Annotated in this window: 33 protein-coding genes and 1 pseudogene; 3 read left to right on the forward strand and 31 right to left on the reverse strand. The window is 46.4% G+C overall.

The genetic code is table 11. The annotated features are described in order from the left end of the window. Positions 1–36: 36 nt before the first annotated feature. The 26 genes from VV089_RS00005 to VV089_RS00130 all read right to left on the reverse strand — a co-directional run bounded on the left by VV089_RS00005 (position 37) and on the right by VV089_RS00130 (position 18,348). The gene (locus tag VV089_RS00005) at positions 37–1,266 is read right to left on the reverse strand and encodes a phage major capsid protein (RefSeq protein ID WP_334334458.1); all 1,230 of its coding nucleotides are present in this window, start codon (positions 1,264–1,266) and stop codon (positions 37–39) included. Positions 1,267–1,290: 24 nt separating this feature from the next. Beyond that, positions 1,291–2,097, reverse strand: a complete 807-nt coding sequence (locus tag VV089_RS00010) for a head maturation protease, ClpP-related (RefSeq protein WP_334334459.1) — start codon at positions 2,095–2,097, stop codon at positions 1,291–1,293. Between the two features lies 1 nt (position 2,098). Next, positions 2,099–3,505 carry a phage portal protein gene (locus VV089_RS00015; protein ID WP_334334460.1) on the reverse strand — a complete coding sequence of 469 codons (1,407 nt, stop codon included), beginning with the start codon at positions 3,503–3,505 and terminating at the stop codon, positions 2,099–2,101. 3 nt (positions 3,506–3,508) lie between these two features. Continuing rightward, a complete protein-coding gene (locus VV089_RS00020; RefSeq protein ID WP_334334461.1) occupies positions 3,509–5,302 on the reverse strand; it encodes a terminase large subunit in 1,794 nt (597 codons plus the stop codon). Then, on the reverse strand, positions 5,302–5,844 hold the full coding sequence (locus VV089_RS00025; protein ID WP_334334462.1) for a phage terminase small subunit P27 family: 543 nt from the start codon (positions 5,842–5,844) through the stop codon (positions 5,302–5,304). The genes VV089_RS00020 and VV089_RS00025 overlap by 1 nt, the downstream gene beginning before the upstream one ends. Before the next feature lie 104 nt (positions 5,845–5,948). Further along, entirely contained in the window at positions 5,949–6,506 is a 558-nt protein-coding gene (locus tag VV089_RS00030; protein ID WP_334334463.1) for a hypothetical protein, read from the reverse strand. 170 nt (positions 6,507–6,676) lie between these two features. Beyond that, positions 6,677–7,141 carry a hypothetical protein gene (locus tag VV089_RS00035; protein WP_334334464.1) on the reverse strand — a complete coding sequence of 155 codons (465 nt, stop codon included), beginning with the start codon at positions 7,139–7,141 and terminating at the stop codon, positions 6,677–6,679. Positions 7,142–7,171: 30 nt separating this feature from the next. Beyond that, positions 7,172–7,750, reverse strand: a complete 579-nt coding sequence (locus VV089_RS00040; RefSeq protein WP_334334465.1) for a hypothetical protein — start codon at positions 7,748–7,750, stop codon at positions 7,172–7,174. After that, entirely contained in the window at positions 7,747–9,144 is a 1,398-nt protein-coding gene (dcm, locus tag VV089_RS00045; protein ID WP_334334466.1) for a DNA (cytosine-5-)-methyltransferase, read from the reverse strand. Before dcm ends, VV089_RS00040 begins: the two co-directional genes overlap by 4 nt. A gap of 20 nt (positions 9,145–9,164) precedes the next feature. Beyond that, positions 9,165–10,709, reverse strand: coding sequence for a DUF3850 domain-containing protein (locus tag VV089_RS00050; protein ID WP_334334467.1), 1,545 nt, complete (start codon positions 10,707–10,709; stop codon positions 9,165–9,167). 157 nt (positions 10,710–10,866) lie between these two features. Further along, a complete protein-coding gene (locus VV089_RS00055) occupies positions 10,867–11,556 on the reverse strand; it encodes a hypothetical protein (protein WP_334334468.1) in 690 nt (229 codons plus the stop codon). A 20-nt stretch (positions 11,557–11,576) separates the two neighbouring features. Then, complete coding sequence (locus tag VV089_RS00060; protein ID WP_334334469.1) at positions 11,577–11,828, reverse strand: hypothetical protein; 252 nt, start codon at positions 11,826–11,828, stop codon at positions 11,577–11,579. A gap of 56 nt (positions 11,829–11,884) precedes the next feature. Further along, positions 11,885–12,238 carry a hypothetical protein gene (locus VV089_RS00065; RefSeq protein WP_334334470.1) on the reverse strand — a complete coding sequence of 118 codons (354 nt, stop codon included), beginning with the start codon at positions 12,236–12,238 and terminating at the stop codon, positions 11,885–11,887. 2 nt (positions 12,239–12,240) lie between these two features. Then, positions 12,241–13,014 carry a ParA family protein gene (locus VV089_RS00070; protein ID WP_334334471.1) on the reverse strand — a complete coding sequence of 258 codons (774 nt, stop codon included), beginning with the start codon at positions 13,012–13,014 and terminating at the stop codon, positions 12,241–12,243. 25 nt (positions 13,015–13,039) lie between these two features. Beyond that, complete coding sequence (locus VV089_RS00075) at positions 13,040–13,171, reverse strand: hypothetical protein (protein ID WP_334334472.1); 132 nt, start codon at positions 13,169–13,171, stop codon at positions 13,040–13,042. Beyond that, complete coding sequence (locus VV089_RS00080; RefSeq protein ID WP_160568753.1) at positions 13,168–13,392, reverse strand: hypothetical protein; 225 nt, start codon at positions 13,390–13,392, stop codon at positions 13,168–13,170. The genes VV089_RS00075 and VV089_RS00080 overlap by 4 nt, the downstream gene beginning before the upstream one ends. Further along, positions 13,370–13,990, reverse strand: coding sequence for a VRR-NUC domain-containing protein (locus VV089_RS00085; RefSeq protein ID WP_334334473.1), 621 nt, complete (start codon positions 13,988–13,990; stop codon positions 13,370–13,372). The genes VV089_RS00080 and VV089_RS00085 overlap by 23 nt, the downstream gene beginning before the upstream one ends. Further along, the gene (locus tag VV089_RS00090; RefSeq protein ID WP_334334474.1) at positions 13,987–14,601 is read right to left on the reverse strand and encodes a cell wall hydrolase; all 615 of its coding nucleotides are present in this window, start codon (positions 14,599–14,601) and stop codon (positions 13,987–13,989) included. Before VV089_RS00090 ends, VV089_RS00085 begins: the two co-directional genes overlap by 4 nt. Further along, positions 14,534–15,568 carry a rolling circle replication-associated protein gene (locus VV089_RS00095; protein WP_334334475.1) on the reverse strand — a complete coding sequence of 345 codons (1,035 nt, stop codon included), beginning with the start codon at positions 15,566–15,568 and terminating at the stop codon, positions 14,534–14,536. Before VV089_RS00095 ends, VV089_RS00090 begins: the two co-directional genes overlap by 68 nt. Before the next feature lie 374 nt (positions 15,569–15,942). Further along, a complete protein-coding gene (locus VV089_RS00100; protein WP_334334476.1) occupies positions 15,943–16,209 on the reverse strand; it encodes a hypothetical protein in 267 nt (88 codons plus the stop codon). Positions 16,210–16,319: 110 nt separating this feature from the next. Next, positions 16,320–16,493, reverse strand: coding sequence for a hypothetical protein (locus VV089_RS00105; protein WP_334334477.1), 174 nt, complete (start codon positions 16,491–16,493; stop codon positions 16,320–16,322). Positions 16,494–16,527: 34 nt separating this feature from the next. Beyond that, positions 16,528–16,839: a hypothetical protein gene (locus VV089_RS00110; RefSeq protein ID WP_334334478.1), complete on the reverse strand. Its 312-nt coding sequence runs from the start codon at positions 16,837–16,839 to the stop codon at positions 16,528–16,530. A 257-nt stretch (positions 16,840–17,096) separates the two neighbouring features. Further along, on the reverse strand, positions 17,097–17,351 hold the full coding sequence (locus VV089_RS00115) for a hypothetical protein (protein ID WP_334334479.1): 255 nt from the start codon (positions 17,349–17,351) through the stop codon (positions 17,097–17,099). Between the two features lie 35 nt (positions 17,352–17,386). Then, complete coding sequence (locus tag VV089_RS00120) at positions 17,387–17,596, reverse strand: hypothetical protein (protein WP_334334480.1); 210 nt, start codon at positions 17,594–17,596, stop codon at positions 17,387–17,389. Positions 17,597–17,651: 55 nt separating this feature from the next. Then, the gene (locus tag VV089_RS00125) at positions 17,652–18,068 is read right to left on the reverse strand and encodes a hypothetical protein (protein WP_334334481.1); all 417 of its coding nucleotides are present in this window, start codon (positions 18,066–18,068) and stop codon (positions 17,652–17,654) included. Between the two features lie 52 nt (positions 18,069–18,120). Next, complete coding sequence (locus VV089_RS00130; RefSeq protein WP_334334482.1) at positions 18,121–18,348, reverse strand: hypothetical protein; 228 nt, start codon at positions 18,346–18,348, stop codon at positions 18,121–18,123. 137 nt (positions 18,349–18,485) lie between these two features. On the opposite strand from VV089_RS00130, the gene VV089_RS00135 reads away from it, so the two are divergent. Continuing rightward, a complete protein-coding gene (locus VV089_RS00135; protein ID WP_334334555.1) occupies positions 18,486–18,869 on the forward strand; it encodes a helix-turn-helix domain-containing protein in 384 nt (127 codons plus the stop codon). Positions 18,870–19,125: 256 nt separating this feature from the next. On the opposite strand, the gene VV089_RS00140 is transcribed toward VV089_RS00135, so the two are convergent. After that, positions 19,126–19,323, reverse strand: a complete 198-nt coding sequence (locus VV089_RS00140; RefSeq protein ID WP_334334483.1) for a helix-turn-helix domain-containing protein — start codon at positions 19,321–19,323, stop codon at positions 19,126–19,128. 73 nt (positions 19,324–19,396) lie between these two features. Between VV089_RS00140 and VV089_RS00145 the strand changes: the two genes are divergently transcribed. Together VV089_RS00145 and VV089_RS00150 are read left to right on the forward strand one after the other, a co-directional pair. Then, entirely contained in the window at positions 19,397–19,963 is a 567-nt protein-coding gene (locus VV089_RS00145) for a hypothetical protein (protein ID WP_334334484.1), read from the forward strand. A gap of 174 nt (positions 19,964–20,137) precedes the next feature. Further along, positions 20,138–21,529: a recombinase family protein gene (locus VV089_RS00150; RefSeq protein ID WP_334334485.1), complete on the forward strand. Its 1,392-nt coding sequence runs from the start codon at positions 20,138–20,140 to the stop codon at positions 21,527–21,529. Positions 21,530–21,553: 24 nt separating this feature from the next. Here VV089_RS00150 and VV089_RS00155 read toward each other — a convergent pair. The 4 genes and pseudogenes from VV089_RS00155 to VV089_RS00170 all read right to left on the reverse strand — a co-directional run. Further along, positions 21,554–22,063 (reverse strand): annotated as a pseudogene (locus tag VV089_RS00155) (ABC transporter ATP-binding protein); the annotation flags it as partial. A 140-nt stretch (positions 22,064–22,203) separates the two neighbouring features. After that, the gene (locus tag VV089_RS00160) at positions 22,204–24,579 is read right to left on the reverse strand and encodes an ABC transporter permease (protein WP_334334486.1); all 2,376 of its coding nucleotides are present in this window, start codon (positions 24,577–24,579) and stop codon (positions 22,204–22,206) included. 165 nt (positions 24,580–24,744) lie between these two features. Continuing rightward, on the reverse strand, positions 24,745–25,776 hold the full coding sequence (locus tag VV089_RS00165; protein ID WP_334334487.1) for a sensor histidine kinase: 1,032 nt from the start codon (positions 25,774–25,776) through the stop codon (positions 24,745–24,747). Then, the gene (locus VV089_RS00170) at positions 25,773–26,465 is read right to left on the reverse strand and encodes a response regulator transcription factor (protein WP_334334488.1); all 693 of its coding nucleotides are present in this window, start codon (positions 26,463–26,465) and stop codon (positions 25,773–25,775) included. The genes VV089_RS00165 and VV089_RS00170 overlap by 4 nt, the downstream gene beginning before the upstream one ends. Positions 26,466–26,647: the final 182 nt, after the last annotated feature.

Below are 26,647 nucleotides of genomic sequence, written 5' to 3' on the forward strand. Positions count from 1 at the left end.
TTTCATGCAGGGGCGGTCATCCCGCCCCGCTCATTCCTACCCGTTTACGACCTCGGTGATTTCTCCCTTGATGACCGCCCCTTTGTCAACGGGCTGCACATCGAAACGGTCTCTCACCTTGATTCCGGTCAAATCCTTTTCCCACAACCCCGCACCTTTATCATTGAGGTCGATGGTCAGCACATTCCGGTCAAAGAGTGTGATTGCCTCTTTCAAATCACCGCAGAAAACCGGATGTTTGTACCCTTTGACCGTCGTTCCATCCTCCGCAAGAATCGGCGTGGATTTCAGCGTCTTTTTTGACAGTTTTACAATCTGATATTCCCCGAAAAGCAATTTTCCCTTTGTCTGCAAAGTCGGGTCTTTCTGCAAGATATAGTTGCCGTCTGAATCTTTCAGCTTGTCAAGGAAGTTGAAACCGCTCTGATTCGTGATGACGATGGAGGATGCTGCGATTGCAGGGTCAAGCAGTTCGTTGAAAATATCCTTGAGGCTGTCAAGATTGGAAACGACCACCTCTTTCCCTGCCGTTATTTCATTCAGCTTTTTCAGAATCATCGCATTGCGGGTCGCCTTTGTCTTTTTTGCAATCCATTTGTTGATATACGCCATGATGTTGGCTGCCGTGTCCTCAAGCAGTTCGGCGGTCATCTTGAGGATGCCACCTTTTTTCTTGACCTTGTATTCGATAGGCTCGAAAACAGGTTCATCCATTTCCGGAAAGTCCGCAGCCTCATCCACGTTGTCAAACGGAGTGGATTCCGCATCGACCTCAATGTTCCTCGTGCCTGTCTTTGTGGTCACACCCTCAACATTGACATACTGCTCAAGGTTATCATCGGAACGGCGCAGTTCAATGATGTCGGTTCTGATGTCCTCCGGAATTGTCACGCCGATGCCCTGCTGCCCGTCGTCGTTCGGCGTTGCATCGGATGTCAGTGCGTCCTTGTAGACTTTCACGTCTGCCTCGTCCGGTTCAGTGTGCAGGAATCCGGCTTTGATGATATTGACGAAAGATTTGACAAGGTTCTTTTTGTCAGTCTTTTCACCGCCGACGACCTTTGCCGTTCCTGCCGTGACTTTGTCCTCGATTCCCTCACGCTCCTCCTCGTCCAAATCAAAGAGCAGGTCAAATTTTTCCTGCAACGTCTTGAGTTCCTCTTTCGCTGCCCTTGCCTTATCCAGTTTCCCGTCATTGACAAGGCTCTTGACCTCATTCTTTTTGTCATTGATTTGTTTCAAAAGTTTCTGCATTTCTTTGTTCATGGTCTCTTTTCTCCTCTCCATTCTTTAAATGCCGTAAAAATCCAAATCCGCAAGAATCTCCTGTTTTTCTGCCTCGATTCTCTGATTTTCACGGTTCTCAATCTCTGCGATGACCGCATCGACAATGTCTTTTGTTGTGGTTTCTCCCATTCCCTCCGGAATGTTCGTGTACCTGTCAAAGAAATCCGACGCACACGCTGCGACTGCTGCCCGCTCCTCGACCTCAACATCGAAATACTCTGCAAGTTTTTCCCCGTTGAACCACGTTTCCGCTGCCATGAGAGCCTTGAGTTTATCTCTCGTGACACCGTCTCTCGTGTGCTGCTCATAAATGTCGAGAATGGAATCCTCGCACAAATTCAACTGTTTTATAGATTCCTTGTGGTCGTCCGCATTTCCTATCGTGATGCACAAGGGCTTGTGAATCATCGCTTGTGCGCCCGTTGCGAAATGCAGTTCGTCACATGCAAACATGATGACGGATGCGATTGACGCTGCCATCCCGTCCACATAGCCGACCTTGTGTCCGTTGTACCGCTTTAACTGGTTATAGATTGCCAGTCCTGCAAATACATCACCGCCACCGGAATTGAAATAGATGTCAATGTCCTCATATCCATCCAACTGGTGCAGAAAATCAGCGATGTCCTGCGGGCATTTGTCCTCCTCATACCACATGGATTCCCATGTCGCTGATACGATGTCGCCGTAAAAGTACAAGGAACATCTGCCCTGCCCCTCGTCCTCCATAAAGTCCACATAACCGACCTTTTCCGTCTTTCCGGTGCGCCTGTTCTTTTTTGTGAAATCAAAACGCTTTTTCAGTGCCATTTCACTCACCTCCCTCCTCTGTTTCCCCGTCCTCTGCCTCGTCGGTTTCGTCCGGTTCGTTTTCCTCTGTGACCTGCTGCCCCGTTTCCGGTTCATTTTCCTCCGGTTGCTCCGGTTCGGCGGTCTCCTCCTCTGTCTGACCGCCTTTCTGATACGCTGCCCCCGCCATAGTCAGCGGAACAATGTTTCCATTCGCAAACAGTTCATCGCCTCCCTCTGCATCCGGCATGTCGAGTTTTCTTCTCGCCTCGTTTGGCTTGATGATAGAGCCTCCGACACCCTCTTTCAGATAAGACATTTGTGTCTTTGAATCTGTCCGGAAAAGCACCTTTTCGTTGTACTTGTAATAAAATCCGGAATCCTGCTCCTCCTCCGTTGTCATCTTGTAGTTGATTTCCTCCTCATACTGCTTGATGATGAACAACTCCGTGTCAACGTAGAAAGACAACTGCTGCAATTCACTGTTTGCATAGGATGATTTTGAGTAGTCGTTAATCTGATTCGGCTTTACTCCGAACGCTGCTGCAATCTGTAAAGCTGTGTATTTTTTCAGTTCAAAGAACTGTGAATCAGTCAGTTTGATGTCAAGGGGAGTGAGTTTCATCCCCAACGGCACGGGCAGGATTTTCCCGACATTCTTCGCCCCGCTGCCGAACTCCTCGAACGACTGCCGGAGAGCCTCTTTCGCCCCCTCATTCAGTTCGCCCGTGTATTCAAGCGTTGCTTTCGCTGTCAGCCCGCTCTCATACATTTTGTTCATGAAATCCTGTGACGCTGACGCTCCGCTCACCGTATCTTTCAAAATCTGCTGCACGGGCAGTCCGGTGATTCCGTCAAAACTGAATGATGTTTTAAAGTGCATCACCTCGTCGGTGCTGAAAACGTACTGTCTGCCGGATGTCGGGTCTGTGTAGACGTACCACAAACGCCCCACCCCTGCGAATATCCCCGCATCATCGACAACTATCTGCACACAATTTGACTGCATCACCCACAAGTCAATGATTCGGAACTCTCCCCCGTACCGCTGCCGGATGAACTTTTTTCTCATGTAGACATAGGCGTTCCCGTAATGGTTGCGGTTCATTTCAACGGTGTTCCAAAATACAGTAGGTGTCATGAACGGGTTCGGTCTCTTTGTCAGCAGCTTTGACGTTTCGGTCTGCTCTGCCTCCACGATTCCCTTGTCCGTTCTCTGATAGTATTTGATAGGCATTTTTGCAAGCGTCTCCGACAACATCTTGAGGCATGTGAAATATGTCACCTCTGATGTCGGTTTCCTCCTCCGGCGCAGCCCCAACGATTCAAGGAATGATGTTGAGTTCAGCGTCCTCACGCCCCCGCTGTCCTCCGGTGCGCCCCTCCACCAGTTCACGAAACGGCTTGCAAGCCTCTGAAACGGATTCATTCTCTATTCACCACCTTTCATATATTTCTGATATTGCACAAGCCAGTCATTCACGGATTCATTGATGTCCGGCTTGTATTCCTCTTTCATTGCTGCTTTCCACCCGTCGATGATTGCGTCAATCGGGTCGATGCGGTCTGTCGTGATGTCCTTGTCAATCTTGATTTCCCCATAATTGTTGGAAATGGTCTTTGCATTTGCGATTGACCATGTCAGCAGTTCATCGAATGGAACGACTTTCTTTTTATCGCCCTTTCCGACCTCAACGCCCTCAATCTCGACGTTGCCCGCAAGGATTTCCAGTCTGAAATCTACGGTCGCATCGTTCAACTCTTTCGCCGTCTGCGTCACTGATACGGAATCGAACCCCAACGCCTCAAGGTCTGACAGGAACGCCGACGCATTGTGCGGGTCATAACAAATCAACTGCGGTTTCAAATCATGCTCTTTCACGAGTTCCTCAAGATATTTGATGATGTATTTATAATCTGTCTTGATTCCTCCCAGTGTTTCCGTGACCGTCACAAGACCCTTTTCAATCCATAAGTCATACGGAATCTTGTCAGTCTTGATATGGTCATCAACCCGTGATTTCGGGATGAATGAATGTGTATGTACAAAATACTTTTTCACATCGCCGACCATGTGCGGGATGATGATTGCGATTGAGGTCAAATCCCCTCCGGATGACAGGTCAACCCCGACATAGCATTTTGAGCCTTTGAAATCTTTCAGCGATTTCAGAACGGCGCACATCTTCCACTTTGCAATTTCCTTGATGTACATGGAATTTGACCACTGCATCCACATGTCAAGCTGCTTTACAAGGAAATCCCGCAAGTCCTCCCCGCCCATGTCACGGGCGGTATGTGCGACCGGAATGAGGTTCTCGACCGCATCCGCATCAAACTCAAGAATCGGGTTCGCCTTTATCCAGTTTTCCGGAGTATACCAGTCATCCTCTGCGTCCATCTGTGCGATATAGACGAACTGACTGTCATTCTCGAACACGCCTCTCAAGAGATTGCAGCAGTATTCATATAATTTGTAGCAGGGCGATTTCAAATCGAATCCCGCCGTTGTTATGACTGAAATCAGTGCCGACTTGAGTTTTTTGATTCCACCCTCAAGCAGTTTGTACATCTGATTTGTCTTGTGTGCGTGGTACTCGTCAACGATTCCCAAATACGCACGGTGTCCGTCCAGTGACTTGGTATCTCCGGACAGGGCTTTTATTTCCGAATGAGTGAACAGGCAGTCTATTGTGTGGTTATGCTCGTGTACTCTGAACCACTCCGACAAATCCTCGTCGGAATTGATGAATTTAACAATTTCATCAAAGACAATGTTCGCTTGGTCTTGCTTTGTAGCGGTGCAATATATTTTCCCGTACTTGTAGCCGTCAAAATTGCCGTAATATGCAGCTAAAATCCCATTGATGAATGACTTTCCGTTCTGCCTCCCCAACTGTATGTAGGATGTTCTGAACCGTCTGTATGACTTTTCTTTCGTCCTCCACCCGTTGATTGAGCCTAAAATGAAACATTGGAACGGGTACGCTGTGACGCTTTCCTGCTCCTCGCCCTCTGCAATGGTGAGTTCCTCCGCAAAATTGATGATTTTCTCGGACTGCTCAACATCAAAATAGTATTTGTACGGTGCAGCCTTTGACTTTTCAATGTCGTCAAGATGCCTCTGACATGCCAGTCTGACAAGTTCTCCGGCTGTGATGCGCCCCTCTGTGACGTCAAGGGCGTATTGTGTGCATCGGTCGGTGATGCGCTCCGTTTTCGCCATTATGCGTTAGCGTATTTGCTGAACTTGTTTTCCGGTTTATCTGTTTTCGCTTTCGGAACGACCAAACGGCAACGGCTCGACACCGTCATCCCGAAATCGCCTGCCCCCTGCCGACACTGTTTCATGCAGCGGTCTTGTATAATCATGAGACGCTCACGTTCCCCGTTCACGACCTGCCGTGTTCCGACCTGCACCTGCTCTTTTTCCCCCGTTTTCGGATTTGTCTGCGTCTCATAAACCGGAACATCCAACATCAACGGCGTTTCCCTTATCTGTGCCGTGATTTCGATATATTGTTCCTGTGCAATCAGCAACCTCGCAAGCGCATCACAATCAACATTCGCAATCAGCTTGATTTCAAGCAGGTCTTTCGCAAGTTTCCGGAACTTCTTTTTGAGTTCCGGCGTTAGGTACGGCGGGGGCTTGACCTTGTCATTCGGTGCGACGACCTCGGCGTTTTTCCTCGCCTCAATCTCTGCTTTTGTGAGGTGTTTTTTGCCTTTCATGACCACTAAATCCGTGGGCTGTCTCTGTCCTGCCATTGCAACGTCAACCCCCTTTCTGTCTAGTGTTCATCGGTTTCGTGTCACATTCTGACACCCTTTCCGGCGCACCCTGTTTACTGAAATTCCCGTGGGGAGTTTTCTCAAAGGAAAAGAGGGGGCGTGACTAGAAAAGCGTCACTCAAAACTTTTTCATACCCCCCTGCCTCTCGGAAATGGTATTCAATCAGTGACCTCAACCGTTTCTGTGTTGCTCTCATGCTTGCGTTGCTTTGTTTATATAGTGCTGTGATGGTGCTGTGTGTCTCGTGCTTGAGTGGTATCAAGTTCAGAGGGTTCAATCTCTGCTCCCAGTCCTCCTCAAGTTCCACGATGTGATGTATCGGGTCGGATTCCTCAAGCGTTTTCAATTCATGCAGGACATACAATGCGTATATATCCACATGGTCATAAACACTCATGATGACCGGACGCAATGCCCGCCACTCCCTTGATATATAGAACTCTGCTGCCCTCTGGTCTCTGCGTGTATTGTTGTACACCACATACCTTGACTGCTGCCTCCGCTCGCAGTCCTCACACATCTTGAGTGATTGAGGAATCAGCTTTCCACACCTGCATGATTTCAGCAGCATCATCCATCCTCCTCCCTTTGTTCCTGCTCCTGTCTCTGCTTTTGAGAGGCGGGCAATAGACCGCATCACTGCGCCCTGCTGCCCGCATATAACAGGAGGGCAAACAGGCAAGAAAAAAGCGACTGCATCTCTGCAATCGCTCGTCTCAACTGTTCACCCTACCACAATAACACATTTGAATCGCCTTGTGTTCACCCACTTTTGACCCCCTTTTTCACCCTGTTTTCACTCGCTTTTCACCCCGTTTTGTTCAAATTGTTTTTATTTTCAATGCAATTTGCGTCGTTTTCTAACGCTTTCGCACCGAATAACTTTATTGCCAACCTCGGAATCATTGCCTTGCACCACTTCTTTGGAGAGTTCTTTCCGCATCCGGTCTCTCTGACAACCTCCTCGTATGTCATGCCCTTAATGTATACCGCCTCAAGTGCCTCATACTTGTATGCCTCACCTGCTGCCTCTGCATCCTCTTTCAGCGATGCAAGAGCCTGTTTCAAGTGTTCAAACAGGATGACCGTCTCTGCCCTGCACTCCCTTATTGATTGCAGGAACGCCCGCTCTGCTGATATGTTATATCTGCCCGCATCCGGAATCTGCGACACTTCCGACACCGCATCATTGATATACCGTTCCATTTCACGGTAATTCTCAAGATATAAGTATGTCTTGTCGATGACCGTCTGTTCTTTTTCCTCTTTCACGCCGATTCCTCCGTTTCTGTTACCCTTTCTTTATTCGTCGCTTTCTTCTTTCAGAATATACTCATTCTGCATCCTCTGTAATTCCATCAAGCCCTTTTTGAACTCCATGTCATCACCGTTCATGCAGATGTCGAAAATCTCCTCATACTTCTCAATATTATCGAAAATGAATCTTGCCTCCGCTGCTGACCTGCTCGCATTGAGGAACATCCCTTTGATTGCCTCTCTCATGGTCTCACGCTGCAATCGCTCCTCCTCTGACTGTGGCGGTGTCTCTGCCATCATTTTGTCATAGGTTTTGTCAATTGCATCCGAAATCGGCTTTTTCCATCCAACTCCCACGGACATCAACTGATATTCAATATCCTCAAACGTGTTCCCCTGTGCAATGCCCGTGATTCTGATTTCTTTCTTTCCCTTTGCGGAAATCAGAATCAAATCATCGTCATAGGCGTTCATGTAATAATCGAACTTTGTGTCAAAGTTCTCTTTCGGGTTTATGATGATTTCCGGTTGACTGCTGCCCTCGGTCTTGATGCTTACACCGATATATCTTGCCCCAACCGCCATTGCGTTGATAAATACTGCTTTTAATGCGCTTTTATTCATTGTCCTGCTGCCTCCTGTTTTCTCTTTTCTACTGCGATAATTCCTGCAAATACTCTGTCTGCACATGGAATCGCAATGCTATTCCCTAGCGACATATATCTCGCCGTGTCTGATGAATCTTTTCCGTCTGACCTTTTTTCCGTCCATCCGTCCGGAAATCCGTCAAGCCTTTCACACTCTGTCGGTGTCAGCCTCCTCACTTTATAATTTTGATTTTTTTTGCCTTGTAGCAGATAAAGCGGTATTTTCCATATACTTTCCTTTGGTTCTTCCATTTCCGGAAAGTCTATGTAATAATCAGCCTCATTTTCACAACCTGCCACGCTGCAAATACCCGCTCCCACATCATCAAGCAGATTTTCGGAAATATTATTCTGTTTTACGCACCTTTCGCAAATACACGCCCAATATTTTCCATCCTCGTTTTTTACGAAATCATCAAACAATATTATCTCATTTTCAATTACAAGGCTCGTGTCTCCCCTTATGGACGTATTTGCCCCCGCCGTCTGTGTATTGGCTACACCGCTTATTCTATATCCATGATGCTGATATGCCTCCGCAAACGTCATTTCTTTTCTAACAATCAGAGTTTCGCTGCCTCCCCCGTTGTTTCCCCTGCTTGCCCTTAATGTGCCGATACCCTCTGCGTATACCCCATATCCGCAATCCCTATATGGAATATGCTCTATATTTGTTGTTCCAACGCCTCTTTCAAAACTCCGGGCAATATCCTGTTTCTCCTTTCTGCCCTGCGGAGAATACCCAAGCACGCTTTCGCACTCAAATAATATTTCTCCTGCGCTGTCTCCTGCAAAATCGTGTACAAGGTAGATGCGTTTTCTACGTTGGGGTACTCCCCAATATTGAGCATCCATTCCTCGCCATGCGGTACTTCCTGCGCTGCTTCTAACCATTCCGGCTGTCGCCCATTTTCCGCTTTTAGGTACTGGAATATAGGCTTTTGTGATTTCTTCAAGCACCCGGCGAAAATCCTGTCCTTTATTGCTCGAAAACGCTCCTGCCACGTTTTCCCATATAATGTATTTTGGATATTTTCCATCTGTCGCACCTCTCATTTCATACACGATTCGTATTGCCTCGAAAAATAGATTTGACTTCTTTCCGTCAAGCCCTCTTTGGTCTCCTGCTATCGAAAGATTCTGACACGGTGAGCCGAAACTAATAATATCCACGGGCTGAATTTCTCCTCCCTTTATTTTTCTTATGTCTCCTAACTGCACAACATCCGGAAACTGATATTTTGCAATTTCAATACAATTTTCATCAATCTCACTCGCCCATACTGTTTCTATTCCGTTTTGTTTCGCTGCTAAAGGAAACCCGGCTATTCCATCAAACAGACTTCCTAATGTCATTTTTACATTATTCATCGTCCTGCTGCCCCCTCGCCTTATTCTCTCCCACCGTCTCTCACGATGTTCACTGCCTTGTCAATCAAGATGTACTCCTCTCCTCCCTCGATGTACCCGTCGCCGTTCGCTTTCAAGTCGGCGCATATCTGCCCTAAATTCGCATTTTGCAGCGGTTCTCCGTCCTTATCGACAAGCGATGTCGCCATGATGCAGAATCCCTCCTCAAGTCCGGTGTAGTCCTCAAGGATATATGTCACCATTTTTCTCACCATGCGTCCGGTGTTCCTGCCGTCTGCAAATTCCATCAACTCAAGGATGTCGCCCTTTTTATAGCCCCTGTCATTCTTCCGGAGTTCAAAACTCTTGATATTGCTGCAAGCGTCCTCGAAAAACGATGCTCCCAGTCTTATCTGATGCACTTTCTTACCGCTCTCTCCGGATGCAGAGGGAATATTGTTCATCCGCTCCTCGTCTGCCTTTTCACGGAGTTTTCTTTTTGTTTCCCTGTCGATTTCGTCCTGCTCCTCGGAATACCGCTGTTCTTCGGTCTTATATGCCTCTGCTCGGTTCTTGTACTGGTCGCATTTTGTACACGTTCCGGTCTTTACGTTGCAAGTCTCATATTCTGTACAGGAATAGCACAATGAGGTGATTCCCTCCGGATGCGGTGTCTGATATTCGTCACCTGCTGTCGGATGCTCCTTACTGCCCTCCTGCGTCTCTGTATTCGCCCCATTTTCGCCCGTTTCGGTCTCCGGTGTACTCTTTTCCGTCTCTGACCCGTTCTGCCCCTCTGTGGCGGTCTCTGCGCCCTCTCCGGTGGGTTTCTGCGTGTCCTGCTGCCCCGTCTTTTCCCCTTTCATGGTCTTAATGTCTTTGTGGGAGAGTTCACCGGATTCCTTGAACCTCTCAAGTGCCTCCTGCTGCTCCTCCGTCGTCATTCCGGATAATTCATAGGCAGCAGAAAACGTGAGACGCTCACTTTTCAATTCTTCCTTAAATTCCGGAATCAGATTGTTATTGACTGATTCAATCTGTGCAACCTTTGTCTTTGACATATGCAGCATTGAGGCGATGACATCCCGCAGCCGTCCGGATGTGAGGTCGTACCCTTTTATCTGCTTTCCTGCTGCTTTCATCTTTTCCAGTGATTCCTTGAGGCGTTTTTCCTCCTCAATCATGTCGGCGACGCTCTTATTCCGGTATGCGTTCGCAATGATGATTTCGACCTGCTCCTCGTCCGCATCCTGCGGTGTTGTCAGCTTACTCGTCGCCATTTCAAACTCTTTATAGCCTTTTGAAACAAGCATCTTGAGGGCAAGCCACCGCCTCTCACCTGCAACAATCCTATATTCGCCCTTTTCGCACGGCTCATATACTAACTCAAGATTCTGCTTGAGACCGAATGTCAGAATGTCTCCCGCAAGTTCTTCAACCGCTGCGATGCTGTAAAAGTTCATTTCATTCCGGTACATTTTAAAAATCGAAATATCTTTCGTGCGAAATCTCGCTTTCGGTGTCTCCTCGATGCCCGCCTTGCTATTTTTGTTTAATGCGTCCATGACGCTGAATCCCGTTGCCATGTTCTCTCCTCCTGTTCAATTCCTGCTCTGCCTCTTTTGCTATCCTCTGAAAAATACAGAATCCTTTGCACATATCCGGCAATATTCCGCATGTTTCGCATGGTGGATATAGCGAACCGTCCTGCCTCCTCGGTCTTTTGTCTACACTCATTTTCCTTTAGCCTCCCATCTCGTGACGGTCGCCTATTGCCATCGGGTCAATCATGTATGACCTTTTCAATTCTGAATCTGATAATTTTTTCTTGAGTTCACGGATTTCCTCGTCACGCTTTTTTATGGTCTCAATTTTTATTTTTATAGTCTTTTCTTTTACCTTGATTTTCTCCTCTGCCTCTTTCAGACGTTTCATGATACCCGCTGCCGGACAGTCCTCTTTCAAGTCGCACTCTGTATCTGCCATGTACGCCTCACACATTTCACAAACAGATGTGTCCTGCTGTCCTGCTGCCTCTTTCCAATCCTTATATTTTGGAATCCGTCTCTTTCTCTGCGCTGATTCTAAAATCAGCGGAATCCTTGCAAATTCCTCTTTCGTCATTTCTGAAAGTTCATAGTGCATATCTGATTTTTCGGAATCCATGAACTCACGAATCAATCTCCGCAGACAACCCGTAGACACGATAATTTGCAATGTTCCCGCTGCCTCTTTAAGTAATCGAGAGAGGTCATCGTCTGAAACATCTTTCATTTCATCAATCTCCCTGCACTTTTTCTCATACTGCTCCGAATCTATTTTCTCAATCAATCCGGATGCAAAACCCCGAACACTTTTGAATAGCGTTTCATATTCCCGCAACTCGTCCAGTGTTTCAAGACTTATCGTCACCGTTCCCTCAATAACGCTCATTTTTTCTCTGTCCTCCTGTTCTATTTTTCACTACCTTGCAACGCCCGCACAATCTCACGGTATTCCTTTTCCCTCTCGGAGATTTGAGCCTCCAAAACGTCCAACCGCTTATATAACTGATTGATAACACGAGAGGGCAACTTTTCACCGTTCTTGACTAAAATTCTGATAATCTCATTCCGGCTCACATCGTTCAACTCTGCTAATATTTGCAACTGTGTATTCTGATTCCTTGCATCCCGATACATGCAGCAGATTTCCCTCTCTGTCACGCCCTATCCCCTCTATTCTGTCAGTTTTTGCTTTTTGGTCTCCGTCCGCTCGACATTTATCTCGCCTTTGCTATTCTGTGAAATAGAGGCTTTAACGCCCCCCCCCGTAGGTTCAAAGTGACCTTTGCAAGCCCTCCCGAATATATCTCCTCGACTGCTGCCCGCAGGATGCTCACAATCCCCTCGCCGATTCTTTTCTCCGGTGCAGCATCCTCACCGAAAAGAACGGAAACATTTTTCAACGCTTTTTCTTTCCGCTGCTTTTCTTTCTGATACTCGACCGCCTCCGGACAGGTACAAGACATTGTCGCCTTTTCCTCTGCCTGTGGCTTTGTCAGCTTTCCATCTGCCTCAATCTGCACCATCTGTCCGCAGAATCTACACGGTGCAGTGCTTATGTTATTTCCCATTCTCACACCTCCCTCATAAGTTCCTCAACCATACTCCGATAGTCCTGTGATACGATTCCCCGCCGTGAAAACTCCGGCAATGGTTTCATTGCCATGCTTGCCTTTTCTGCGATGATTGACCGCCGAATTGGCGTTGTGAACATATTCCACCCGTACTCCTCATGCAACCACAACTCCATGTCAAGAGAAGTCTTGTTTTTCTGTCGCATGGTCATGATGATTTTTATTCTCAAATCCGGATTGAACTTTTTTAAATCCTCGACCTGCTCCTCAAGATTGCGGAGAGCCTCGTTTTCATATCCTCCGACCTTTGCGGGCGCAATGACAAGGGATGCGGACAGTAAAATGTTGATGACCACCATGTCAAGCAGCCTCCCGCAATCACAAATACAATAGTCATATGCTCCGGAGACCTCCTCAAGCGCATCCCGCAGCCTCGTGACTTGGTTCTCCTCCTGCTTGAGCATGAGATTCATGTCTGTCCGCATGAGATAGCCGTTCGCCGGAACGATGTCAATGTGTTCATAGCGGGTCGTCTGAATGAGTTCCGATGTTCGGTAATCTCCCCCAACATTGACATGACGCTCAAGCAGTTCACTCAACCCGATTCCCTCCGGCTCATATGCGCCGAACGTCTTTGATGTGTCTCCCTGCGGGTCTCCGTCAAGCACAAGCACACGTTTCCCGTACTCCTCGCCCAATATGTACGCAACGGAATCCGCTGTTGTGGTCTTTCCGATTCCTCCCTTTGGTGACATTACTGCAATAATTTTCATGTTGTTTCCTCCTGTTCTCTCTCAATCAATAATCTCTTTCGTGACATCCGCATCGGTGCATGTATGCCATGCTCTCCCCGACCCTATAAAGCAGAATCCCGAACATAACGAACGCCCCCAGTGTGATGACACCTGCTGCCGTCAATGCTTTTTTCATTGTGCTGTTACTCCCTCCGTGAAATACTCGTTATACGGACACGCCCTGCAATCCTGCTCCATCTGCCCGTCATCCGGATTGTAGCATCCGGAACACTGACCGAAACCGTTCACAATCGGAGGCTTGAATCCGAATTTGACCTGTCTGACCGCTGCCTCGCATTTCTTGAGAAACCGTTTCAACTCTTTGGACTGCTTTTCAATCCTCTGCCACTTTGTCACCCGTTCCACCTCCTCTCTTGACCTTGCCATTCTTGAGGATGCTGTTGTTCGGGATATTCATTCTCAAATTCCGCTCTCTATGATTCCGGTCTGCAAGATTCAAATATTCCGTGAGGACACTGATTGCCTCCTCTGCTGAATAGCAGGTTGCGACAAAATGCCCCACCTCTGCCATTTCCTCAAGGAACTCTTTTTGTTTCTGCGTCCGTGCATTGTTCCCGTACTTCATTTCGATGTAAAGCCCGCAATAACTTCCTTTCGGATATGGGAGAATCAAATCAGAGACACCCGCTTTCACGCCCATCTGTTTCAATTTGACCGCCTCAAGTTTGTTCCTGCTGCCCCCGTTCGGGCAATGATGCAGCCATTTCAACTCCGGAAAATGGTTCATGTTATACTCTGACCACTGGATGACTGCAATCTGCTCCGTGTCCTCACTCCTCATTGCATATTTCATATTCATTTCTTTTTTGCTCCTTTCCGTTGCCCCGTCTGCGGTGCAAACATGATAATATTCGCAGAACAGGCAGACATGACGGCAATCCTTGACCTTGAACATCCACAAAAACCTCCGGAAAAGCTGCCCGATTGTCCTCACCTGCCCTCTCCCTCCTCGCTGCTGAAATAATGATGTCCGATGACCGTGTACGGCGTTCCAAACGAATGAAAACGCCCCTCACGGAAATAAACCACCGAATCCGGAAAAATCCTCTCGTTGACTGCATCCTGCACCGCCTCAAGACATTCATCATCAATCGGCGCAGCCTCAACCGAACCATTGCCCCATGATGAAAATGCCCCGTCCTGCTTGATGACCTCCTCCACCGTGTCCGGAAAATTCTCTGATTCGACCCGATTCAGAATAACCTCCGCAACGGCGACCTGCCCCTCAAACTCCTCCGTCTTTGCCTCTGCAAATACGGTCTTTCCCATGAGTTCAAAATCGTCCAGTGATATGTAGTCAATGCCCTCCCTGCCATATACGGGAACCATGCCCTCAATGTGAGGTTTCACCCACTCCTCAAATTCCTTTTCCTGCTCCGGTTCTGCTGCCCCTGTCAGCGTGTGGACGGTCTGCGTATATGATGGAATCTGTTCAAACTTCCCAACCTCTGACCGCCCCTTTACACACTCCCCGTCATCACTTCTCCCCGCTGCTGCCGTGAGCATGAGGACGGTCGTTGCCACCACTATCAAAAGCAGAATCATCCGGATGCGCTCTCGCCTTTTCCTCCGTCGCCTTTTCATTGTCCTTTTTCCTCCTCATTCTTGCGTTTATGTAGAACATATAATTGAAATCGTTGTAATAAACGCCCGCATCCGTGAAATCAAATTCCGGATACCAACCCGCAAGCACTTCCCGAATGGTATCTTGATTCTTGACCATGCCGTCAACGTATTTCCCTATCGGTTTATAACTGCCCTTGCCCCTCTCCTGCTGCTTTGAATGAACGACTTTGATGTTCGGGTCTTGCAGCCCTTGAGAACTATTCCACCGTTTTTCCGACTTGATGCGTTTCTTTTCCTTGACCATATACCTTGACATTCCGGTGAGACCGTTTTCATCCTTTTGCAGCCTCCTCACCTCATTCCGGCTTGACTGATTCCAACATTTTTCAACCACATCCATGTCAAGCGCACCGTCCATAACAATGTGATGATGCCACCGGATTTCTGCCTCCTCGTTGTACTCTGTCACATAGACATACTTTGCGTTCGGCAATCCCCTCTTTTTTCTCTGATAGTTCACTCTCCGGATGTAGTTCTGCATGTTCTTGATTGCTGCGTCGATGTCTCCGTCCGGAGGGAGGTGGTCGTCATCATAGGTCAGCGTCAACCAAATATCACGGTCGCCGAAATTCTGATTGATTAGCCGTTCCACATACTTTCTTGCATTTTTATCATTCAGATTCTTTTGCGCCTTGCTGTTATCCTTGACAACCCTCTGCCCCTCTTTGGGTACATCATCCATTTTCCGGAACTGCGGGTATATCTCAATTTCAAACTGTTCTCCTGCTGTTATTTCCTTGAGGGCATACACCACCTTTTTTCCGTGGGAGAACATCTGCTCCACAAACCACTCATTCAAATCTGTCAGTGCTTTGTTGTATGCTGCCTCATAGTCATAGGGGATGAACACTCTCCCCTGCTTTTTCCTCTTTCCTTTCCGCTCCATCTGACACACTCCTGTCACACCTGCCTCATATCCCTGTTCATAGGTTTTCGCAGACTTGTTACTATCTATTACAAGGACGCTGAAAACCTTGAAATCCCTTGAAAAATGAGGCTTTTTTCATGATTTTCTGCTTGTGCTTTGGTGTCAGATTTGCTATAATAGATTTGTTAGAACAACTGACACAAAAACACGATTGAAACGGACGACTGCTGCCAACGGTCGCCCGTTTCTTTTTCTCTCTTTCAAGCTGCTGCCTCTTTCTCTCTAACCTGCACCGTCACTTTGACCTGCTCCCGTTCAGAGATTATCCGTGCAATGGTCTCATAAAATTTCTTGATATTCTCTGCGCTCATACGCCGTCGCCTCCTATCCATCTATAAGTCGAACTCATAATCCCACACTCTCTCGTTTCCCTTGAGTTCAATATCTCCATCGTGCATATATGCTTTGCATTGAAAGAACGCCTCCGAATGGTCGTGTGATTCTTTCACTTTGCTTTTGTCAATGTTTATCTCAATCACGCTCATTTTCTTCTTTCCCCGTATAACAAGGAACTTGCAGGAATCCTCCGGTCTTTTACAGAGATAAACTTTTCCATCCCATGACTTTCTGATTCTGCCCTCGCCGACGATTTTCTCCATCGTTTTTCTAGGGGGCTGCATGATAAAATTTCATATTCTTTCACCTCGTCATTTTCCGGTAACTGCTGCCCTGCCGTCTCTGACAGGGCGCATCCTGTCACCTGCTACCGTCATGCCGTTGCGACTGCTGCCTGTTTCCGTTCCTGCTCCTGCTGCCACCTTGCACGTTCCTCCTCTTTCCCTGTCAAATACCCTGCAATGAAAGACTTGTCAGATTCCGGCAATAACAGGAACTTTTCTGCAATGCCCTCAACCATTTCCCTTTTCTTTGCCTTTGCTGTCATGATTGTTCCTCCTCTCTATGACCTGTTTGTTTTATCAATAATCATCCTCAATCTGTTCGTCTGCCTCCGTGTAATACTCTCCGTCATATCCTTTTGACATGAGCCTCTCCCAACACTGGCGACAAACAAGTCTGAATGTGATTCCATGACAATCTCTCGTGAAATCCATATCCTCACGGTCAACCTCGCTATTGCATACCGGACACATCCGGATGTCTCTCTCCTCGAACTTGCAGGACAATCCCCATTCACGCCTCCGGCAATCTTCAACCGTTCCATCCTGCCCCGTCATGAATTTGTGCTTGCATATATCGCAATCATTTCCCTCGTTGAAACTTTTCTGCATCCGCTTTCCTCCTTTGGTGGCTCTCTCGGTCTTTTCAACCCGCTCACCTCTATTCCGGCGATGTCTACCGTGTTTTGATTTTTCACCTTAAAAAATCAAGAAAAACCTGTCATCCGACTATGAACTTTCTAGCAGGTTCACCCGCTGCCATGTTTCCCACGGTATCACTGACTTTGTCTCTCGGCTTGCCATCGTCAGACACAAGGTTGCCATCCTTGCATGACGGGGCGACTGCTGCCCCGTTTCGGCTCATATATTTAATAATTCACTTGGTTTTCATACCCCTTTGAATTTCCTACAATTTCAAACCCGTCACGTTTCGCCCATTTCTTGAGTTGTTTCATCGCATGTGCAAAGTCGCAAGCCTTAATCTCCACATTGCTGAACCCTTTCCCTTTTACCTCAAAATGAAAATCCATGAATCTCCATCCTCTTTTATGTATCACTGGTGGATTTTCGCCAGTGCATCCATGCCCCTCCCCGTAATATCCATAACACGCTCTACTTTCCATTCAATTTTCTCCTCCCTGCTGTCCCGTTTCGACTTTCAGAACGCTTTGTCAAGGTCGAACTTCCCTCCTGCTGCCACATCGTAAAGACGATTGTTTTTATCCTCAATCTTTTCCATTCGTTCCTTGAGAGGTGCTGCCAAATCTCCCAGTGTTGACCATCCCTCAAGAATCTTGATGCAGCTTTCAAGTGCCTCTATCTGCTTTGCGTTTGTCATGAGTTCCATGATTGCCTTTTCCTTTGTCATTGTGATTCCCTCCTGTTTGTTATGTTCGGGAGGCTTTCGCCTCCCTGCCTTTCCTTTATGCTGTGAGTTTGATTTCCCTGTGCTGTGTATCAATGCACTTCATATAATCAAAATCAAAATCCGTGCTATAATGCAGGTCGCATCCCTCATTTGACAATTTTTCAAAATCCTTGTCCTCAAGAGCCTTTATGATGTACTTTCCGGTTTTCACATCAATGTCAACCAGTTCAACATATCTAATGTGAAACCAACATCCGTTTGGAGTTTTTCTGAATCCGCTCCGGTCTCTGATACACATTTTTTTGATGTTCTTTTCCTTTTCCGGCTCCGGAATTGTTTTCAGCATCGGACGGATGCTTTTCACAAAATCCTGTTTGTTGAGTGTGCTGCTCATGTATAATTTTTCTATTGCCTCGAACTGTTCGTCTGTGACTTCCCTTTTTGCAAGTGCCTCAAATTCATGTTTCATCATGGTTCATTTCCTCCTGTTCTGCGGGAGGCTTTCGCCTCCCTGCCCTGTTTTGTTATCTCTTTAACTGAAAAATCATCCCCAAAGCACAATGCAGGAAAAAGTTTTTGATTTCTTTTTCAGTATCTTCATAGTTTGTTCTTACAATCAGAGTGCAGTTTCCGGCACAATTACTCCATGCAATATCAAAATTCATGTATGTGCGACCTTGTAACTGTTCTTTGATTGCCTCGCACTCTCTTTCGCTGAAATATCCTAATTCCTCAAATGTGTATTCTTTCATGTTCGTTCCCTCCTGTTTGTTGTCTATGGTTACATTATAATCGCCTACGGTCACTTTGTCAATACTTTTTGTTGCCTTTGGTAACTTTTTTATTGATTTTTGTTTTTACTCGTGGTATGCTTGAGAAAACAAGGGAGGTGATATGCTTGACGCAAGGTGAGCGTATAAAAGAAACTAGAAAATCCCTCAATCTTACTCTTGAGAAATTCGGTGAAAAAATCGGTGTTACAAAAACTGCTATCTCAAGAATCGAAAAAGGTGAGCGTGGTTGCACCGAACAAATGACAAAAGCGATTTGTCGTGAATTTGGTGTCGATTACATATGGTTGACCACTGGTGAGGGAGAAATGTTTGTTGATTCTGACGATGATTTCATCGAAAAGATTGACCGCATCATGGCAGGTGAGAGTGACATCCGAAAAAATGCAATAAAAGCCCTCGTCAATGCCAGTACAGAGGACATTGAGGCTCTTGACCGCCTCATTGACCTATATTTGCAAGCTAAAAATGAAAAAGACTGACAGTCTTTTCAACTGCCAGTCTCATTCTTTGGTGTAAAGGTACAAAACGAATTTATATATCCTCTTGAGGATTCTTTCGCTATGTATCTTCCCGACTAACTCAATGATAGCCTTTTTGTAATTCAAGGGAACACCACCCCTTTCCGAATCACATTGTAGCACAAATTTCCATGATTGTGGAAATCGTGAGGCACATTTCCATGATTATGGAAATTTTCTCACCTGCTGCCGACATCCTGTCCGGCGTGTGATACAATTATTTGTATTCGGATTCAAACAGGTCAGTGATTTTGACATCAAGCGCAATGGCTATCGTTTCAAGCTGAAACAATGTCGGTGACACCTTGCCGTTTTCGATGTTGTTGAGCGTCGATTTTCCGATTCCGGATTTCTTCGCTAACTCCATCAAAGTGAATCGTTTTTCGGTTCTCTTTTCCCATAACAGAACTTTCACCCTGCTCACCTCCTTTCACAAGGAAGTTTACAAGGTGACATAGTTCACATATAGAAATGGAGGTGCTTTGTGTATGAGTATTCTGAATAGTTATGATGTCAAAGTTGTGGGTGTTACATATGACAATGACGATGGTAGCAGTCGTCAAGAAATTCTCTCAAGGACTGACCGATGCGACCCTCTTTTTATTGATTATTTTGAATATTGCGGGTCTCCCGCATATTCTGTTAATAATTTAGACGGGGAAACAATCGGCAATCTCCCGAAAGAATTATCTGCGGAAATATATAAAAAATATCCCGATTCTTCTCTTGATGCCCGTGTGGTTGACATTCTCGGAGGTGATGACGGTTTAAAATATGGTTGTATGATTCATATTGATGTCTTGAGCAATGACAATACATCCGGTTCATCGGATTCAACACCTAATATCTCAGATGTTCCGATTCAAGCGAAACCTGCATCCGGTTCATCAAACAAAACATACGGCATTATATATATCATTCTTGGAATTATACTTGCTATTCTCGGACTTTTGGTTTTTCTTGTCGCTCCGGTCGGTGGATTGCTTTGCATTGTTGGCGGTATTCTTTCAATCATCATCGGTCGCAAATATAAAAGAAAATCGTCCGGTTCATAATTCCGGACTAAAAAAAGAGCGGTCGCCACGCCAATGGAAACCGCTCTCAAGAAACACTCACACCTCGCAAAATGCACGGTGATGAAATGTCTCTCCGCAAGTCTCATTTTATCACGAAACCGTGCTTTTGCATAGGTTTTATTTTTATACCTTTTTATGATTGGAGTTGATAAAATGAGACGGAAAACCGTTGCATCGGTTGAAAAAATCCTGCTCCGTGTCGCAATATATATCCGTGTTTCGACTGACAGGCAGGTCAAAGAGGGAGATTCCATGCGTGACCAGTTAGCGACCGGACAGAGATACATTGACACGCATGAGAACATGATTCTCGTCGATACCTACATTGACGACGGAATCTCCGGGCAAAAACTCAAGAGAGACGATTTCCAACGCCTCCTCGATGATGTGCGGGCGGGAAAGATTGACCTTGTCATCTTCACCCGCCTTGACCGTTGGTTCAGAAACCTCCGGCATTATCTGAATACTCAAGACATCCTCGACAAGCACGGCGTTTCATGGACTGCCATTGAGCAGCCTTATTTTGACACATCCACGCCCCACGGACGGGCGTTCGTGAATAATTCAATGATATGGGCTGAACTTGAGGCTCAAAACGATTCTGACAGAATCCTCGGCGTGTTCGATGACAAGGTTGACAACGGTGAGGTGCTTTCCGGCTCAACTCCTCTCGGATATTCCATCAAGGACAAACACCTCACTCCGGATGACGATGCGCCGACCGCCGTTGCAATCTTTCAATTCTACCGAAAGAACGGGAATTTGAGTGAGACGCTCCGGCATATGGAATCGGAGTTCGGACTGGTTCGCACTCATGCCAGTCTCAAGAATATGCTCACAAATACAAAATACATCGGAGTGTTTCGGGATAATAAAGAATATTGTCCGGCAATCATCGACCGTGAACTCTTTGAGGATGTTCAAAGACTTCTCTCAATCAATATCAAAGACGGGAAAAAGTATGATTATATTTTCAGTGGGCTTGTGGTCTGCGAGGACTGCGACCACATCATGAGCGGATGTCAGCAGCGTTCTTATGGTCGCCCCCGTGCAGACGGTACACGGACAATGTACAAATATAATAGTTACCGATGCAGACAGGGGATAAACCTGCGCCGATGCCCCAACCGAAAAATTGTCATGGAATCCACCCTTGAGGCGATGATGCTTGACCGCATCCGTCCGGAACTTGAAAAGTATATTGCAGAATATGAGGTTGCGAACCTGCCCGCCATCCGGACGGACGCAAAACGACGGAGTGTCGAAAACAAATTGCAGAAATTAAAGGATTTGTTTTTGAATGACCTCATAACGATGGACGAGTTCAAACTGGATAGAGAAAAGCTACTTTTGCAGCTTGAGAAAATCAATGCAGAGGATTCCCGCCCCGCCAAGGATTTATCATATCTGCGGGATTTCTTGAAAATGGATTTTGAAAGTGTATATGATTCCTTTTCCATTCCGGAAAAGCGTGAATTGTGGCGGTCAATCGTCAAGGAAATCCGTGTTGACCATGAAAAAAATATCCGTATTATTTTTTTGTGATGTTTTTACTACTAACTTTCCCCCTCCGGTCGGCTCGTCGGCCAGCACGATAGCCGGTTTGGTAATCAGGGCGCGGGCAATCGCCACACGCTGCTGCTGGCCGCCGGAAAGATTGGTCGGCATATTTTTCAATTTATCTTCCAGCCCCAGCAGGTGAACGATCTCGTCCAAAAACTTCTGATCCACCGTGTCCCCGTCCAGCTCCACCGGCAGGACTATGTTCTCATACACATTCAGGATGGGAACAAGGTTATAGTTCTGGAAGATAAAACCGATGTTGCGGCGGCGGAAGATGGTGAGCTGTTCGTCGTTCTTCTTTGCCAGTTCTTCGCCCCGGACAATCACGGTTCCGCTGGTGGGAGTGTCCAGCCCGCCCATCATGTGAAGCAGGGTAGACTTGCCGCTGCCGGAGGTTCCCACAACGGCCACAAATTCGCCCTCGTCTACGGAGAAGTTCACGCCGTCAAGGGCGCGGGTAATGTTCGGCTCTGCACCGTAATGCTTTTTTAGGTCAATCGTCTGTAAAATGCTCATATTCAAAACTCCTTTCAAGGCTTTCTGCCTGTTGATAAGGGTATTGTAAAACCCAAATGTCCGCGAAATGTTACAGCGGCCCAAAAAATTCATTGAAAATCGGGGTGAAATGTTACAACGCTCGGACATTTCAAAAATTTCTATGATAATTCCCGTATTTGATCTACCAGAGATTGTTTTTTTATCTGCCGAATTGCCAAATACGAGAAAAGCATTTGGACGGCAAGCATCAGTATAAAATAACTGAACATTTCAACTGTCGGAAAATGATAGCTTACTTTTCCAAAAATACTCATTGCACTAAAGACGGTGCAGAGAAGATACCCGATAAGAGTTCCGCATGATATGGAAAGAAGCAGTACCCCTAATGTATAGAACAGTCCCTCTATCAATAACATTTTTGAAAGCTGTTTACTGCTCAAACCAACCGCTTGCAAAACACCCAGTTCTCGCTTCCGGGTCAAGATGTTTGTTATCAGTGTGTTTAGCAGATTGATAATGCCAAAAACCCCAATAAACATAACAAAAATGTAGACTGGCATACGATAGTTCAATAGTTTTTCGTTGTATGCCTCTACCCAATCATTCAAGGTACTAACATAGAGGCTGGAAGTCGGTGGAATTATCTTTTGGATTTCATCTTTTGCGGCTGTCCATTTACTGTCATCTGTATCTACAATAAATTGATAATTGAGGTTTTCAATAGGAACGATCTTTGACAGCATTTCTAAAGGAATAAATAGCGTATCATATCCGCCATACGGGATATTAGCGTCCACAACTCCCATTACTTTTACTTCCAATGTTTGTCCGCCAACCTCAATCAGAAGTTCGTCCCCAATCGCTGCATCCCACCCAAAAGTTTCTTTCCACTGTGGGCCATTTTCAATAATAATGCCATTATTATTAAGTAGTTCCTGCAAATCTGCTGTACCATCAATCAAATATTCTTCAAGTAATTTTTGAGAGCTTGGCATATATGCGTCTGAAACAATCGGTTCAATATCTCCTGTTGGCATACGAACATTCAAAACGGTGCCTTGGTATTCTTTTATTTCTTCCACACCATCTATGTCCAAAATGGATTCTCTAAAATCTTCTGTGAGCAGATTCGATTTTTGGAGTTCTGAATATTGTTCGCTGTTATGTGCCTGCGGCCCGTAATCGCCTAATTCAAGGCGAATTTCTCCGTAAGGAAAACTCCTACGCGCCATCGCTAAAGGATCAATGGAATTAAAATATGCAGAGCTTGCCATCAGCAAAATTCCACATACCCCTAACGACAGGAGCGTTAAAGCGGTTTTCTTTCTGTTCCTTGCAAAATTAAGGAAAGCTAAATTTTTCGCGGATAGAGAACGATGTAACACTTTTGTACTGTTGGACATTACATCATTATTGCCCGCCATATAACGGACTGCTTCAATAGGCGTAACGTGAGCAGCAATTTTGGCTGGCTTAATTACAGCAATCATAACGCATAGATACACAAACAGAGCTGTGACAGCGGCAATTACAAATACCATTAAAGTGTTCCAGCCTTGTGGGACAAGGACATATCCCGCTATTGCACCGGCTAATATTCCAATCGGAATACCAATTCTGGAAAGATGGAATCCCTCTCTAAAAACGATTTTTTTCATCTGTTTTCCAGTTGCCCCTATTGTCCGCAGTTTCCCATATTCTTTTGTTTTTCTGGCTATGGACACATAGAACAGACTGTAAATAACAAGGGTACAAGCCAAAGCGATAATAAGACTGATAAATGCTATTACAGCGATATATTGACTGCTTCTCTGTTCAATGAGAGAAAAATAATATGTTGAAAACTGCATTTGCTCCGGCTGTATTTCCAATTCTCTGCACAATGTTGATAATTCAGCTTGTATAGCGGCCTTAGACCAACCATCAGATTCATTCAGACGGATATAAGCGGAGTATGCCGGTTCGCTGAGCTTGTTTTCAATATAGGACTGCGACACGAATACGGAATAATTTGAATTTTCGACAGGCAAAATACCACATAAGGTATAATCTTTTTCTCCATCTCCCAGATTTAACGATATAGTATCGCCTATGGATTTGGACAATCCAGTTCTATCAAGAAACGTCTTTGTGATAGCAATTTCATTTGTGGATTTGGGCAATTCTCCCTCTAAATCAGGATATTTTGCTAATTTCATCAGCGTTTCGTCCATTGAACGAACGGTTAATTTGTAGTCCCCATAAGATACTAAACCCAACAAATGACTTACACCCACTTGAACCCTATCGTCATTTACTAATTTCGTAATGGTATCATTATCGACTTCATTGATGATTGCTTGATAACGCCCAGCCGCATCATTTAATGATTTTCGCTGCGAAGCAAAAAAATACAAGGTCGTTGTCATTATCAAACAGGTAGCTAAGGCAATCGTAATGATAATGAGGATGTTTCTACTTTTATCTGCTTTTAAGTTTCGTTTTGCCAACTTTTTTGTAATGGCGCTTGTATCGTTTTCAAAAGGCCATGTCATAGTTGTATCACCTCCATATTTGATAAGGCTATTGTAAAACCCAAATGTCCGCGAAATGTTACGGCGGCCAAAAAATTTCATTGAAAATCGGGGTGAAATGTTACAACGCTCGGACATTTCAAAAAAATTTGCGGCGGGCAGCCGGGAATGGCCGTCCGCCGTGTTCTATTTTGTCGGCAGCATAATGGAAAATTCCGAACCCCTGCCCGGCTCCGAAACTACTCTGATATAGCCGCCCTGCCGCGTTATGATCTTGCGGGCCAGATACAGGCCAATGCCCACGCCCTGTTGTTCGTGTACTTCTTCCTCACGATAGAAGCGCCGGAAAATGGCGGCCTGATTGCTTTCGGAAATGCCCTTGCCGGTGTCGGCCACTTTGATCTCCACATACATTTCCCACAGTACCACCGACACTGTGATTTTCCCGCCTGTCGGGGTGTACTTCACCGCATTGTCCAGCAGGTTAAAAAGGGCTTCGGATGTCCACTTGCTGTCATGGGAAGCAGCCAAATCCTCCGGGCAGTCCACTGACACGGCGATTTCCTTTTTCTCCGCTGCATAAACGATACCACTCATGGCCTGCGCCACGGTATCAAAAAGGCGGCCCGGTTTCTTATCCAACTGGATCACGCCCGTTTCCAGCCGGGAGGTTTTCACAAGGGCCTGAAAGAGAAAATCCAGCTTATCCGTCTGGCTGCGGATTCCCCGGATAAAGTCAGTACGCTCCGCCTCGGTCATAGGCTTTTCCAGCAGGGTGTCCGTTGCCATTTTCAGGTTGCTTACCGGCGTTTTCACTTGATGGGAAATATCCGATACAAGGGCCTGTAACTCCTGCCGTTCCTCGTCCACAAGACGGCGGTTCTCCTGCATGATCTGATAAAGCCTTGCCAGCCGGTGTCCGATTCTGGCAAGCTGGGTTTCGCTGTCCTCTGGACGTTTTGGCGCTTCATTCCCGGCGATCATGTGGTCTAAAGTCTGGCACAGGTCAGCGGTAAACTGTGACAGCCGCTTTCCAAACGCCTGTGTCAGTACAAAAATCCCCACAAGGGCGCACAGCAGCAGCGCCCCACCAGTCAGCAGCACCGCTGCCTGTTTTGTCACAAAAAACAGGGCTATGGTAATCCCGGACATGGAAAGGACAAGTCCCATTGCTACCCGGCCAAACACCCGCTTTACCGAGAGGTTCTTAAACTTCATTTCGCCTCGCCTCCCGTCCACTGATAGCCCATGCCGTAAACGGTCTTGATGTAGGGCGTGCCACCGTCGGATTCAATCTTGCTGCGAATCCGGCTGATGGAGGTTGTCAGGGTGTGTTCATCCACAAATTTCTCGTCTATATCCCACAGCTTTTCCAGAAGCTGCCCACGGGTCAGCACTTGCCGGGGATTTTTACGGAACAGGTTCAGCATTTTGTATTCCATCGGGGATAGGGTCAGGGGCTTGCCGTTTAAGGAAGCTGTCTGCTCCGAGAAGTCCAGAAACAGCCGCCCGTCGTTGTAAATATCCTTGGCCGGTTTGTGGTGTTCCAGCATGGCGAACATGGCTTTGATTTTCCGTTGCAAGGCCCCGATCACAAAGGGCTTTGTGATGTAATCCACCGCGCCCACTTCATAGCCCCGTATCTGGTCGCTCTCCTGATCGTTGGCGGTCAGGAAGATTACAATGGTGTCCGGGTGCTGGGGCTTTATCAGCCTGCACAGTTCAAAACCATTCCCATCCGGCAGGTTGATGTCCAGCAGCACTAAATCAAATTCCCGCTGGCGCAGGACATCAGCTGCGGTTCTGGCATTTAGGGCAGAAGTCAAGCCGTACCCGTCTGCGGTCAGGTTATAGGCCAACATCTTATTCAAAAAACTGTCGTCCTCGACAATTAAAATCTGTTTCATATCCTCACTTCCTTTGCTTTTTGCAGATAGTATAACAGGCAAATGTCCGCGAAATGTTACAGCGGACAAAAAATTTAATTTTTTGCATTTCTTTGTTATAGCAGTTCAAAATCAATGTCATTAAGTTAAACAAGGCTTGTCAGAGGAACCCTGCCATAAATCAGCCATATATTGTGATGATA

The sequence above is a fragment of the Candidatus Merdisoma sp. JLR.KK011 genome, from assembly GCF_036941125.1.
In the GTDB taxonomy this organism is placed as follows: domain Bacteria; phylum Bacillota; class Clostridia; order Lachnospirales; family Lachnospiraceae; genus Laedolimicola.

Excerpts from the sequence above, each read along its gene's own strand:
- VV089_RS00050 (WP_334334467.1), bottom strand. The coding sequence starts at position 10,709 with ATGGCAACGGGATTCAGCGTCATGGACGCATTAAACAAAAATAGCAAG.
- VV089_RS00020 (WP_334334461.1), bottom strand. The coding sequence starts at position 5,302 with ATGGCGAAAACGGAGCGCATCACCGACCGATGCACACAATACGCCCTT.
- VV089_RS00170 (WP_334334488.1), bottom strand. The coding sequence starts at position 26,465 with ATGAAACAGATTTTAATTGTCGAGGACGACAGTTTTTTGAATAAGATG.
- VV089_RS00015 (WP_334334460.1), bottom strand. The coding sequence starts at position 3,505 with ATGAATCCGTTTCAGAGGCTTGCAAGCCGTTTCGTGAACTGGTGGAGG.
- VV089_RS00130 (WP_334334482.1), bottom strand. The coding sequence starts at position 18,348 with ATGAAAGAATACACATTTGAGGAATTAGGATATTTCAGCGAAAGAGAG.
- VV089_RS00120 (WP_334334480.1), bottom strand. The coding sequence starts at position 17,596 with ATGACAAAGGAAAAGGCAATCATGGAACTCATGACAAACGCAAAGCAG.
- VV089_RS00145 (WP_334334484.1), top strand. The coding sequence starts at position 19,397 with ATGAGTATTCTGAATAGTTATGATGTCAAAGTTGTGGGTGTTACATAT.
- dcm (WP_334334466.1), bottom strand. The coding sequence starts at position 9,144 with ATGAATAATGTAAAAATGACATTAGGAAGTCTGTTTGATGGAATAGCC.
- VV089_RS00030 (WP_334334463.1), bottom strand. The coding sequence starts at position 6,506 with ATGCGGTCTATTGCCCGCCTCTCAAAAGCAGAGACAGGAGCAGGAACA.
- VV089_RS00105 (WP_334334477.1), bottom strand. The coding sequence starts at position 16,493 with ATGACAGCAAAGGCAAAGAAAAGGGAAATGGTTGAGGGCATTGCAGAA.
- VV089_RS00095 (WP_334334475.1), bottom strand. The coding sequence starts at position 15,568 with ATGGAGCGGAAAGGAAAGAGGAAAAAGCAGGGGAGAGTGTTCATCCCC.
- VV089_RS00125 (WP_334334481.1), bottom strand. The coding sequence starts at position 18,068 with ATGATGAAACATGAATTTGAGGCACTTGCAAAAAGGGAAGTCACAGAC.
- VV089_RS00100 (WP_334334476.1), bottom strand. The coding sequence starts at position 16,209 with ATGGAGAAAATCGTCGGCGAGGGCAGAATCAGAAAGTCATGGGATGGA.
- VV089_RS00115 (WP_334334479.1), bottom strand. The coding sequence starts at position 17,351 with ATGGAAAGTAGAGCGTGTTATGGATATTACGGGGAGGGGCATGGATGC.
- VV089_RS00055 (WP_334334468.1), bottom strand. The coding sequence starts at position 11,556 with ATGAGCGTTATTGAGGGAACGGTGACGATAAGTCTTGAAACACTGGAC.
- VV089_RS00070 (WP_334334471.1), bottom strand. The coding sequence starts at position 13,014 with ATGAAAATTATTGCAGTAATGTCACCAAAGGGAGGAATCGGAAAGACC.
- VV089_RS00090 (WP_334334474.1), bottom strand. The coding sequence starts at position 14,601 with ATGATTCTGCTTTTGATAGTGGTGGCAACGACCGTCCTCATGCTCACG.
- VV089_RS00160 (WP_334334486.1), bottom strand. The coding sequence starts at position 24,579 with ATGACATGGCCTTTTGAAAACGATACAAGCGCCATTACAAAAAAGTTG.
- VV089_RS00005 (WP_334334458.1), bottom strand. The coding sequence starts at position 1,266 with ATGAACAAAGAAATGCAGAAACTTTTGAAACAAATCAATGACAAAAAG.
- VV089_RS00025 (WP_334334462.1), bottom strand. The coding sequence starts at position 5,844 with ATGGCAGGACAGAGACAGCCCACGGATTTAGTGGTCATGAAAGGCAAA.
- VV089_RS00065 (WP_334334470.1), bottom strand. The coding sequence starts at position 12,238 with ATGGGAAATAACATAAGCACTGCACCGTGTAGATTCTGCGGACAGATG.
- VV089_RS00010 (WP_334334459.1), bottom strand. The coding sequence starts at position 2,097 with ATGGCACTGAAAAAGCGTTTTGATTTCACAAAAAAGAACAGGCGCACC.
- VV089_RS00110 (WP_334334478.1), bottom strand. The coding sequence starts at position 16,839 with ATGCAGAAAAGTTTCAACGAGGGAAATGATTGCGATATATGCAAGCAC.
- VV089_RS00165 (WP_334334487.1), bottom strand. The coding sequence starts at position 25,776 with ATGAAGTTTAAGAACCTCTCGGTAAAGCGGGTGTTTGGCCGGGTAGCA.
- VV089_RS00150 (WP_334334485.1), top strand. The coding sequence starts at position 20,138 with ATGAGACGGAAAACCGTTGCATCGGTTGAAAAAATCCTGCTCCGTGTC.
- VV089_RS00075 (WP_334334472.1), bottom strand. The coding sequence starts at position 13,171 with ATGAAAAAAGCATTGACGGCAGCAGGTGTCATCACACTGGGGGCGTTC.
- VV089_RS00040 (WP_334334465.1), bottom strand. The coding sequence starts at position 7,750 with ATGAATAAAAGCGCATTAAAAGCAGTATTTATCAACGCAATGGCGGTT.